12 protein-coding genes are annotated in these 11,928 nt (G+C 38.4%); 5 read left to right on the top strand and 7 right to left on the bottom strand.

All coding sequences use genetic code 11. The features are described 5' to 3' along the window. From BM107_RS08425 to murA, 5 genes are all read left to right on the top strand, one after another. Entirely contained in the window at positions 1-603 is a 603-nt protein-coding gene (locus BM107_RS08425) for a DUF4254 domain-containing protein (protein ID WP_090982197.1), read from the top strand. 120 nt (positions 604-723) lie between these two features. After that, positions 724-1,755 carry a glycosyltransferase family 9 protein gene (locus BM107_RS08420; RefSeq protein ID WP_090982373.1) on the top strand — a complete coding sequence of 344 codons (1,032 nt, stop codon included), beginning with the start codon at positions 724-726 and terminating at the stop codon, positions 1,753-1,755. Then, positions 1,748-2,245, top strand: coding sequence for a SixA phosphatase family protein (locus BM107_RS08415; RefSeq protein WP_090982195.1), 498 nt, complete (start codon positions 1,748-1,750; stop codon positions 2,243-2,245). The genes BM107_RS08420 and BM107_RS08415 overlap by 8 nt, the downstream gene beginning before the upstream one ends. A 533-nt stretch (positions 2,246-2,778) precedes the next feature. Further along, positions 2,779-3,465: a DUF4290 domain-containing protein gene (locus BM107_RS08405; protein ID WP_090982192.1), complete on the top strand. Its 687-nt coding sequence runs from the start codon at positions 2,779-2,781 to the stop codon at positions 3,463-3,465. 92 nt (positions 3,466-3,557) lie between these two features. Then, entirely contained in the window at positions 3,558-4,883 is a 1,326-nt protein-coding gene (gene murA / locus BM107_RS08400) for a UDP-N-acetylglucosamine 1-carboxyvinyltransferase (protein WP_090982190.1), read from the top strand. 535 nt (positions 4,884-5,418) lie between these two features. On the opposite strand, the gene BM107_RS08390 is transcribed toward murA, so the two are convergent. From BM107_RS08390 to BM107_RS08360, 7 genes are all read right to left on the bottom strand, one after another. Then, entirely contained in the window at positions 5,419-6,780 is a 1,362-nt protein-coding gene (locus tag BM107_RS08390) for a pyridoxal-phosphate dependent enzyme (protein ID WP_090982186.1), read from the bottom strand. Positions 6,781-7,033: 253 nt separating this feature from the next. Then, positions 7,034-8,128 (bottom strand): DNA-processing protein DprA, encoded by a 1,095-nt coding sequence (gene dprA, locus BM107_RS08385; protein WP_090982184.1) that lies wholly within the window; start codon positions 8,126-8,128, stop codon positions 7,034-7,036. Between the two features lie 52 nt (positions 8,129-8,180). Then, positions 8,181-8,447 carry a hypothetical protein gene (locus BM107_RS08380; RefSeq protein ID WP_090982182.1) on the bottom strand — a complete coding sequence of 89 codons (267 nt, stop codon included), beginning with the start codon at positions 8,445-8,447 and terminating at the stop codon, positions 8,181-8,183. Between the two features lie 146 nt (positions 8,448-8,593). After that, positions 8,594-10,084 carry a S41 family peptidase gene (locus BM107_RS08375; RefSeq protein ID WP_139222282.1) on the bottom strand — a complete coding sequence of 497 codons (1,491 nt, stop codon included), beginning with the start codon at positions 10,082-10,084 and terminating at the stop codon, positions 8,594-8,596. Between the two features lies 1 nt (position 10,085). Continuing rightward, the gene (locus BM107_RS08370; protein WP_090982180.1) at positions 10,086-10,694 is read right to left on the bottom strand and encodes an HAD family hydrolase; all 609 of its coding nucleotides are present in this window, start codon (positions 10,692-10,694) and stop codon (positions 10,086-10,088) included. A 1-nt stretch (position 10,695) separates the two neighbouring features. Next, entirely contained in the window at positions 10,696-11,175 is a 480-nt protein-coding gene (locus BM107_RS08365; protein WP_090982178.1) for an ATP-grasp domain-containing protein, read from the bottom strand. A 74-nt stretch (positions 11,176-11,249) separates the two neighbouring features. After that, positions 11,250-11,900, bottom strand: coding sequence for an ABC transporter ATP-binding protein (locus BM107_RS08360; RefSeq protein WP_090982176.1), 651 nt, complete (start codon positions 11,898-11,900; stop codon positions 11,250-11,252). Positions 11,901-11,928: the final 28 nt, after the last annotated feature.

Genomic DNA, 11,928 nt, shown 5'->3' with positions numbered 1-11,928 from the left:
ATGATCAGTGAAATTGCCAACCGCATATTTAATCAGGTTATTACAGACTATCACAAATTTGATGATATTGACCACCCCGTTGAAAACCCTTACGATGCCGAAACTTTAGAGCACCTATTTTATATCAAAAACTGGATTGATACCGCTCAGTGGCACATGGAAGATGTAGTGCGCAATCCACAGATTGATCCTGTTGATGGTTTGAGCTGGAAGAGACGCATTGACGCCCAAAACCAGGTACGTACCGATATGGTAGAGTTTATTGATGGCTATTTCTTAAACCTTTATCAAGGGATTACGCCTTTGCCAGATGCAAAAATCAATACGGAGAGTCCGGCATGGGCAATAGACAGGCTTTCTATTTTGGCCCTGAAAATTTACCATATGCAGGAAGAAGCTGAACGCGAAAGCGCATCTGCCGAACACCGTGCGCAATGCCAAACTAAACTCAATGTACTGCTAGCTCAAAGAGCAGACCTTTCGACCAGTATTGATGAGTTACTCGCAGATATCGAAGCTGGCAAAAAATACATGAAAGTGTATAAACAAATGAAAATGTATAACGACCCGAGTTTAAATCCGGTGTTGTATAATAAAGCATAATAGTTCAAATCGTCATTGCGAGGCACGAAGCTATCTTAATGCGCACGCTAGTAGCAATCGTTTTAAGATTGCTTCGTCGGCTGAAAAAGCCTTCTCGCAATGACGACCTACTTGAAAAACATGTCAACAACCCAAAAAATAATCGTTTTACGTTTTTCAGCAATGGGTGACGTAGCCATGGTGGCATCTGTTTTACAAGAATTTAGAGCGCAGAATCCTGCGGTTGAGCTCATTATGGTTAGCCGGCCGGCTTTTAAACCTTTTTTTGAACATATTCCCAACTTGCTTTTCCATCCTATCCAACCAAAAACCATCCACAAAGGGATAAGTGGACTATATCAACTTTATCAGGAACTCCGCCGCTACAAGCCAGATGCTATAGCCGATTTACATGATAATTTAAGAAGCAGGGCAATTTCTACTTTTTTTCGTTTAACAGGAACAAAAATTAAACGCATAGATAAAGGAAGAGCTGAAAAAAAAGCCTTAACCCGTGCCAATAAAAAGATATTTAAGCCGCTCAGACAAACTGTTGAGCGTTATGCCGATGTTTTCCGCGAATTAAAATTTAGCATTAAACTTAGTCATCGGATTAATAAGTCAGCACAGGCTTTACCCGAAAAGGCAAAAGCATTGTTTAGCGATCAAACCACAAAAAAAATCGGCATCTCTCCTTTTGCACAGCATATATATAAAGTATATCCGTTTGAAAAAATGGAAGTAGTGATTGCCTTATTAAGCCAATCAGGTTATGAGCTCTTTATATTTGGAGGTGGTAAATCAGAGCAAGACATTGCCGAAAAATGGGCCAAAACGTATCAGAACACTTATAATTTAATTGGAAACTTTAATTTAACGGAAGAACTTGCCATTATCTCCAACTTAGATTTAATGTTAAGCATGGACTCCTCCGGCATGCATATGGCATCGCTTGTTGGTATACCTGTCATATCTATCTGGGGGCCGACCCATCCTTACGCTGGTTTTTTAGGATATGGACAGCTAGAAAATGATTGTATTCAGATTGATCATCCGGCAAGGCCAAACTCTATTTATGGAAATAAACCCTGCCTTTGCGGTGTTGAAAACTGTATGGACTTGATTAAGCCTGAAACCATTGTTAACAAAATCAAAGAGAAATTAAATGGCTAAACAATTACTTCTCGTCCGCCACGGGAAATCGGACTGGGGAAATACAAATTTACGTGATTTCGATCGCCCATTGAACAAACGCGGCAAAGAAAATGCACCAGAAATGGCCGAAAGATTAATCAAACGCGGTTTTAACGTCGACCTGATGGTAAGCAGCCCGGCAAAAAGAGCCAAATCTACCGCTAAATATTTTGCAGAAGCCTACAATATAGACCACATTCAGTTCGAAGAATCTATTTACGAGGCGAATACCACCGCTTTACTTAAAGTAGTTAATCGTTTGAATAATGGCGCGGATCATATCGTGATGTTTGGTCATAATCCTGGTTTTACAGATTTTGCAAACGAGTTATGCGATGCCGACATTTATAACATTCCAACTGCAGGTATGGTATTAATTTCTTTTCCTTTTGATTCATGGCAAATGGTAAGTAAAGGAACGGGAGAACTGGTGTTTTTTGATTACCCGAAAAATAGTGATGAGGTTTAAGGCACTTATCACAAATATTCCTCATTGAAAACGAGGATCAGCGAGATCCGCATTTGCAATGCGATTGGTAGCATTAAGGCAATGAAATTGCCACTCACAAAATCGTCCTCGTTTAAAACGAGGATTAGTGAGAACCGCATTTGCAATGCGATTGGCAGCCTTAAGGCAATGAAATTGCCATTCTCTTCCTTCATCGTTACAAACGAGGACGATAGACAAGCTGGCCAGGTTTCTCGGACGAGCAAAACACCTGGTTTAATAAACCCGGTAGTAGCGGCAGCTCCTGATCCTTCATCAGGACTATAGCGGATAACGGGGCTGAACAAGCCAAGAACCACTGAACGAACATTTCCAAAAAATAAACTAAAAGATCTCAATTTAGATAAGAATAACACGAATCAAATAATTTTACTAACTTTGAAAATATAAAACGAAAGTCCGGCAATAGACATTTCGGTGAATTCATAACCTAAACTCCTCTGGTTATTTCATAATTCGTATCGCCGGAAAATTTACCCATTAATTATCTGTACATGAATTTTGACTATAATACTACGCGTAGCCATTTAATTTTATCTGAATATGGCCGCAACGTACAAAACATGGTGAAGTATATCTGCGAATTGCCCACCATAGAAGAACGTAATAAATATGCCCAGGCAGTGATAGACCTGATGGGGTTCTTGCAACCACATCTGCGTGATGTTGCCGATTTTAAACATAAGCTTTGGGATCACCTGCACATTATCTCTGGTTACCAGATAGATGTAGATAGCCCATATCCAAAGCCATTAATCGAAAATGCCTATATTAAACCAGCTCCTCTGGCCTATCCTCAACAAAGAATTACCTACAAACATTACGGCAAAACGGTTGAGAATCTAATCGAAAAAGCCATGCGCGAAGAGAATCCAGAAATTAAGAAGGCAATGGTTCAAAGCATTGCAAATTTTATGAAAATGGCTTATGTTACCTGGAATAAGGATAACGTGAGTGATGATACCATTATTAAAGATCTAAAGTATCTTTCTGGCGGACTGTTATCATTAGATGAAGGCGTTAATTTGGCAAAAGTGGAGTTTAGAGCGCAAAATCCACGTCAAAATAATAATAACAATAACCGGGGAAGAAACAACAATAATAACAATAACGGTAAAAACCGCCAGAACAACAATAACAATAATAACCGTCAACGCAACAACAATAAACCCAAATATTAAGAAACGGTAAAAGTGAGAAGGTGAAAAGGCGGAAGGTTAAATGTCTACCTGACCTTAATACTTACTACTTGATACTAATTACTACAAAATATATGAACGCATTTGAGATAACCGGCGGAATTAAATTAAAAGGCGAAATCACTCCACAAGGTGCCAAAAACGAAGCTTTACAGATTTTATCTGCAGTATTGCTGACCGAACAAAAAGTAACCATCAGTAATATTCCTGATATTAAAGACGTAAACAAACTGATTGAATTACTTGGCGATTTGGGCGTTATTGTTGAACGCATTAATAAAGATACCTATTCCTTTGAAGCTAAAAATATCGATTTAAATTTCTTTGAATCTGATACTTTTAAAGCCAAAGGCGGTGGCTTACGTGGTTCGATCATGATTGTAGGACCATTATTGGCTCGTTTTGGCAAGGCTGCTATCCCTAAACCAGGCGGCGATAAGATCGGTCGCAGAAGGTTGGACACCCACTTTATCGGTTTCGAAAAACTGGGCGCAAAGTTTGTTTACGATAGCAAAAAGGCTTTCTTTAATGTAGATGCCACCAATTTACAAGGTGCCTACATTCTGTTAGATGAAGCATCGGTAACCGGAACGGCAAACATTGTTATGGCGGCAGTTCTGGCTAAAGGTACAACTACCATTTACAATGCAGCCTGCGAACCGTATTTACAACAGCTTTGCAAAATGCTAAACCGCATGGGTGCAAAAATTTCGGGCATTGGTTCTAATTTACTAACCATTGAAGGTGTAAAGGTTTTAGGTGGAACCGAGCATAGAATGCTGCCTGATATGATCGAAATTGGTTCTTTTATTGGTATGGCAGCGATGACAGAATCTGAAATTACCATTAAAGATGTTTGTTACGATGAACTTGGCGTGATACCAGAGGTTTTCAAAAAACTGGGTATTAAATTAGAGCGCCGTGGTGACGATATTTACATACCATCTCAAAAACATTACGAAATTGACACTTTTATTGATGGCTCTATCTTAACCATCGCCGATTCTCCATGGCCGGGTTTTACCCCTGACTTATTGAGTATTGTGTTAGTTGTAGCTACGCAGGCAAAAGGAAATGTACTCATTCATCAGAAAATGTTTGAAAGCCGCTTATTCTTCGTGGATAAATTGATTGATATGGGCGCACAGATTATCCTTTGCGATCCGCACCGTGCTACGGTTAACGGTATCGATAAAAAATATAAACTCCGCGGGATCAGCATGACTTCTCCTGATATCAGAGCAGGAGTTTCCTTACTGATTGCAGCTTTGTCTGCAGAAGGTAAATCGACCATTTATAACATTGAACAGATTGAACGTGGTTACCAGGATATCGACACCCGTTTGCGTGCTTTAGGCGCGCAAATTAAGCGTGTAAATGCCGATGCACCGAGCCACTAATCAGGTTTAAGGCAAAAGGTTTAAGGCATAAGGTAAAATCTAAAGCGAAAATAGCATAATGAAAAACGCTCCGGTAAAAATTTATCAGGGCGTTTTTTATGGTTACCTTATAAGGGGAATCGTCATGCTGAATTTATTTCAGCATCTATTATTCTTAACATTAAGACCCTGAAATTAATTACCTTTGGTGAGCTCGCTAAGGCTCGGTTCAGGGTGACCGCTGCTTGATCAAAAAGCCGATATAAGCTACCTAGAGGCAACATGATAATCAAAATGAGCTTATAAAGATCCTGAAACAAGTTCAGGAGGACGATCGTAGGAACTGCCTTGCTCATCGTTACCCATTGAAAGAGTTAAAAACGTAGCGTCATCTCGACTGAAGCGCAGTCCCGAACGTTCGGGAGAGAGATCTATTCTCGAGACAGATTTCTCGACTGCGTTACACTCCGCTCGAAATGACGGTAAATTAAAGAGTTAAGTACCGAAACTTTCTATCTTACATCATCCATCCTATATTTTCCATCTTGCATCTTTCTTACCCCGATATCGCGTTTATAATATCATACTGAGTAATAATTTCGATCTTTCCAGATTCATCTTCCACCAGAACTGCTGAATTTTCTTTATTGATCAGTGAAGAAATTTTATCAATAGAAGTATTCAGGTCTACAAAAGGAAAAGTAGCGGTCATAATTTCTGAAATCGGCGCCGATTTCAATCCCGGATTTTCCAATAAGGCACTTAAAATATCACTTTCAGCAACTTTCCCTACAATCATTCCCTGTTGGGTTACCGGAATTTGAGATATATTCATTGATTTAATGGTATTTATGGCTTCAAGCACAGATTTTTGTGCATCAAGGGTTACAATCTCTGTACTTTCTTTTTTAGACAAAATTGATTTCGCCGTTAGTTTTTCGTCCTGTAAAAATCCACGTTCACGCAACCAGTCTTCATTATACATTTTACCCATGTAACGGCTACCATGGTCATGGAAAATAACCACCACTACATCTTCCGGCTTTAGTTGATCTTTTAACTGGATTAAGCCCCCAATTGCAGCGCCGGCAGAGTTACCTACAAAAATTCCTTCTTTGCGTGCAATATCACGGGTCATTAACGCAGCATCTTTATCTGTAACCTTTTCAAACAGGTCAATCACGTCAAAATTTACATTTGCCGGAAGGAAATCTTCGCCAATGCCCTCAGTGATGTAGGGATAGATTTCATCCTTGTCAAAAATACCCGTTTCCTTATACTTTTTAAAAACTGAGCCATAGGTATCAATTCCCCAGATTTTAATATTCGGATTCTTTTCTTTCAGATATTTCCCTGTTCCGGAAATGGTTCCACCTGTACCTACTCCAACCACCAGGTGCGTAATTTTACCTTCTGTCTGTTCCCATATTTCGGGACCAGTCTGTTCATAATGAGCCTGTGAATTGGCTAAATTATCATACTGGTTGGGTTTCCAGGAATTTGGAACCTCGCGCTCCAAACGTGAGGAAACAGAATAATATGAACGGGGATCTTCAGGATCAACATTCGTAGGACAAACAATTACCTCGGCACCAAAGGCACGTAAGGCATCTACTTTTTCTTTCGATTGTTTATCAGTTGTGGTAAATATACATTTATAACCTTTAATAATGGCCGCCATGGCAAGGCCCATCCCGGTATTTCCTGATGTACCTTCTATAATAGTTCCGCCTGGTTTTAACTTCCCGCTTTTCTCGGCATCTTCAATCATTTTAACCGCCATACGGTCTTTAATCGAATTGCCCGGATTAGTCGTTTCGATTTTTGCCAGAATTGTTCCCGGAACTCCCTTTGTTATCGTATTTAATTTAACCAGAGGTGTATTACCGATGGTTTCTAGAATATTATTGTACCACATGTCACAAAATTAAGAAAAGGCATCAAGTATTTTATAAACTATATTTTATTCAAAACATAATTTTTAAAATTTAATTTTAAAAGAATTTAATTTTATAATCCATAATTTTGATCGGCTTTATAGATTGATTATTGGGTAAAATGCGATTTAATTGTTCGTCCCAGCCTCTAAAAGGAGGTTATTTCTAAATCAAAAATTAGATCTCAACATTCAACTTTTAACAAATAATAGGTTTTACCGTGAGGATATCGTTTTATGTCAGTTTATAAATTTTCCCGGGCAAAGAAACAATAATGCCCTGCATCTCCAGGGTAAGGATAACAATAGCCAGTTTACTTTGCTGAATATTTAACTGAAGGGAAAGTTCATCTATGGAAAGTTGACCATTTTGTAAAGCATCTACAACCCCCTGCTCATTAGCGGTAAGACTTAATTGCAGGGTAGTTTGCTTGACATGCTGTTTGGCCTTCAATTCTTCATCCCAACCAAGGTAATAGATCAGGTCGTTGGCATTATTAATTAATCCGGCCCTATTGGTCTTAATTAGAAAATTACATCCTTCCGAAAACACATCGTTCGTTCTACCTGGAAAAGCATATACATCTTTATTATAAGAATTTGCTATTTCTGCAGTAATTAATGCACCTCCTTTAATGGATGCTTCAACTACAACCGTAGCATCTGCAATACCCGCAATAATCCGGTTTCTTTGCGGAAAATTAGGACGGTCGGGATTGGTTAGGATTGGAAATTCGGTGAGCAGACCTCCATTCAGAACCATTTTTTGAGCCACCGCTTTATGGATTTTTGGATACATCCGATCTAAGCCATGGCCAAGTACGCCAACGGTTGGGATATGATGGGCCAGACATTCTTTGTGCGTGGTTACATCAATACCGTATGCCAGTCCGCTCACGATTAAAACATTGTATGGCGCTAAAACTTCGCATAGTTCTTTGCAGAGGTTTTTACCATAATTTGTTGCGTTACGGGTTCCAACAACGCTGATGATCCGTTGCTGGTTAAAATCAACTGTACCTTTGGCATAAAGCAGTATGGGTGAATCGATGCAATTCTTTAGCCTTTTAGGATATTTTTCGTCAGAAAAAAACAATACTTCTATCCCATGCTTTTCAACAAAATCCAATTCTTGCCTGGCCCTCGTCAGCGCATCGCTACCACGAATGGCTTCAATTGTTTTTTCTCCAATGCCCGGAATCTGCAGAAGCTGCTTTTTACTTGCAGAAAATACATTTTCGGCATTTCCACAGTAGGCCAGCAGGTTTTTGGCCGTTACGGGGCCAATAGACTTAATAAAAGTTAAGGCAATTTTATGTAGCGTGCTCATCATCTAATAAGGTTAAATAAATTCGGGATGATTTTATTTCCTTAAAGCAAGCTTAAAAATCTATATCTATTAAACTTTTTAATGGAATATGAATATTGTTTTTGAGCTGTATGTATTTTTCTGTGACTGCCCAAACGGTAGTATCAACACGTTTTGGTCCAATAGTCGTATTAAAAGTGATAACGGCTTTTGATTTAAATTCATTACCCAATCTTTGCGCTTCAGCAAGCTTGGTTTTCAGTTCCTGAGAATGATCTTCTTTTGCATTGATGATATTTAAATAACTGATGTGTTCCTTTTCTACAATTTCTATCGGCATGGCTCTCTTTAACGATTAATGTTAAACAAGCTTATTAATTTTTTTAAAAAAATGCAATACTTATTTGATCAGATATTGTAATAAATATATAAAAATGGCCAGATTTGGAATACAAAACCGGCCATTTTGGTGCAAAATCTTATCAATTATTTAAACCTCAGTTTTCTGGTTTCGACCATTCCTTTGAACTCATGATCCATTTTACCAGAAAGATCCTCGACAACGTTTTTAGGTAAAGTTGAGGTACTGCTAATGATATTATCTTTCAACACAGATGAAAAAATGCCATTGGCCGAATAATATAAGGCCTGCGCCAATAGTTTTTCTGTTGGATCTCCAAAATCTTTGGTCACATCATCAAAAATATCTTTATCAACTGCTATTCCATCAAAATAGCCCCCCTGATTTAATTGATTTTTGGTTTCAAATTGTGGAATATAAAGGTCGTTTTTATCTATATGGATAGCGAAAAAACCCACTGGTTTGCCATATGTTTTCTTTCCAATCAATTTAACATCGATTACAGGTTTTAGGTTATTAATCAATAATTCGCTTGCTGACGCAGTACCATTAGTTACAATAAAGTAAACCCTGTTCAAGCCATTAAGCGATCCTCGTTTTGCAAAAACTTCCTGGTTTCCGGCTGCAACTGTTGGTTTATAAGAATAATCAAAATAAGAATACATCCGCGTTACACCATCATTACCTTTGGCATAGAACTTCTGGTTTTGAAGAATAGTGGCCTGATTGTCCTGCATGGTTTGTGTCCAGTACGTGGTATACATTACCTTACCGTTTTGAGCCGCGGGAGCAATCAAATTGGTAAAGGCTTCTGATGTACCAACCGAACCTCCCCCATTATAACGCAAATCAACAACCAGTTCGGTAACGCCATCTGTTGAAAATTTTGCAAATGCTGCATCCAGCAAATCAATTGAATTGGTCGTAAAGCTGTTGAATACGATATAGCCAACTTTTTTTGCACCAATGGTATAAGTTTTGGTAAAAAGTATAGGATTGATATTATAACTCGCCTTATTTATGGTTACATCCTGACTGGTGCCATCTGGTTTTAAGACCGTCATCGTAACAGTCGGATTTGCACCGAAAATAGCATTTACTATAAAATTAATTCTTTCATCGGTAGTATTAATATCAGTACTTCCGTTAATTTTTGTAATCTGATAACCTCTCCTTAAACCTTGAACACCGGCAGGAGACCCGGTATATACATATTTTACCCTTAAATCGTTTGTACCGGCAAAGAACACCGAGAAACCAAAATCTCCACCTACTCCACCTAATTCGCCAGCGACAGTTCCATCATCAATAAATGAATATTTATCTTTTCCGCCTGTACTTGGCAAAGCCTTTAGGGCAGCTAAAACAGCATTGTTTGAGCTATACTGCCTGGGATTAAAAGCAGAGTAACTCGGCATCCCCACATTCCAATAATAAGTCTGCTGTGCATACAGGTAAATCGAATCTTTGGTTAATTCTGCCCGGGTACCTGATGTACCCTGTGGTAAACCTTGCCCATCTGGGGTATTATTCGCTTTTTTACAGGATGCTGTAAACCCAAGCAAAATAATCAAAGCACAGAAAAAGGTGTTCTGTGAAATAAACTTTCTAAGCATATTATTTGTAAATTTCTAATGATACAATATACTGCAAATTAATTGATTTGGATTGTTGCTCATCAAATTTATTTGCACCAACAACTAACGCCTGGCTGGCTAATAAATTGTTGTCACTTAATATGTTCTGAAAAATTTCCGCTTTTGGCTGCCCCAGTTCCTCAACAAAGTACACGGTAAGATATTGCTCTAGTCCATTCCATTCGGTCTGCTTAATTTTATTAAGCTGTTGCTCAGGATTGCCAGTTGTTACAATTACAATTTTTTTACGGTCTACCACCAGCGCCTGCATAAATTCTAGCATATTTTTATAAAGCAAAAGCTTTAAGGGCAAACGGGCATTCTGATGCAGGAGGTTGAAGTTATATTCATATTTGGTATCAATGCCAAACTGGTTAGCTGTTTTCTGAAAAAGATTTTCAGTACCAATGTTTTCGTATTCGTTACGCATAAACTCCAGAATGGGCTGTGCGTTTTTTTGCTCGGTATACTCTATAAATCGTGAAAAAAGATAATAAACCTGTAGCAAATAATCTTTCTCCGGAAATAACACATCATCGAGCTCAAAAATTACCAGCTGCTTATCTTTAATGTATTCGCTTGCATCCATATTAAATAGTAAAAAGTTTCAGTTCATCATCAGCAACATTGTAGCCGAACACCCCGGTTAATTTTTCATCAGTGCTGACAAAAATTTCCTTTCCGCTCGCAAATATGCATTCCCCCTTTACAAAGACTGCAAAATTTTGAAAAGTAGTTTGTTCGTTAGCTATATAACCAGCTATTAAACTCGTATCAGGCAATAAAACCTGAATGCCATACTCACCAAAAAGTACAGCCGACTTAGCAATCGGCTCAACCTCAAATTGATGTAGCGGAATAATACTATCAATCCCCTCAGTAATGCAAAAATTTAATAAAATATGCGCTATGCTATCTTTATTGAGCAGTCCCAAAGATGAAAACGCATAGTTTTCAGTTACCATACCCGGTACATCACCATAATCGGCCAATAAAACAAAATGCGTAGGAAAGGCTTTCATCAGCTTTAAAGCTTTTGCATGATTGCCGCCTGTAATGAGTATTTTCAAAATTTAATGATTGAATGAATAAATTGGTGAATGACTGAGTTAGTGAATAACTGAATGGAAGAATAATTATAATCTTATACAATCAATCCGTCCTTCATACTCACCACCCGATCGCTGGTTTTGGCCAAGTGTTCGTTGTGCGTAACGATTACAAATGTTTGATGGAAATTATCACGCAAACTCACAAACAGTTGGTGTAATCCTGCTGCATTTTCGGAGTCTAAATTTCCAGAGGGCTCATCAGCCAATATAATTGAGGGACTATTGATCAATGCCCGTGCTATGGACACGCGTTGTTGTTCACCGCCAGACAACTGATTGGGCTTATGGTGCGCCCTATCCTTAAGTCCGAACAAATCTAAAAGTTCAAAAGCCCTATTTTCAGCCTGCTTTTTGCTCGTTTTAGCAATAAACGCTGGAATACAGATATTTTCGATGGCACTAAACTCTGGCAACAAATGGTGGAATTGAAATACAAAACCTATATTCTGATTTCGGAAATTACTCAACAGATCGCCATTCAGTTTATTTATAACCGTACCTTTTAATTCTACAGATCCCTCGTCAGGCCTATCCAATGTACCTAGAATATGTAACAAAGTACTTTTCCCGGCACCAGATGGACCAATAATACTCACAATCTCCCCTTTTTGTACTTCAAAATTTACTCCCTTTAAAATGTGCAGATTTCCGTACGATTTTCTGATTCCAGTGGCTTTTAGCATGGTTCAAATTTAATAAAAAAGGTTAAAG

Origin of the sequence: Pedobacter suwonensis (assembly GCF_900111825.1) — a bacterium.
Taxonomy (GTDB): Bacteria; Bacteroidota; Bacteroidia; order Sphingobacteriales; family Sphingobacteriaceae; genus Pedobacter; species Pedobacter suwonensis.
Note: the sequence above shows the minus strand (reverse complement) of the source record. Positions and strands in the feature narration are given on the sequence as shown.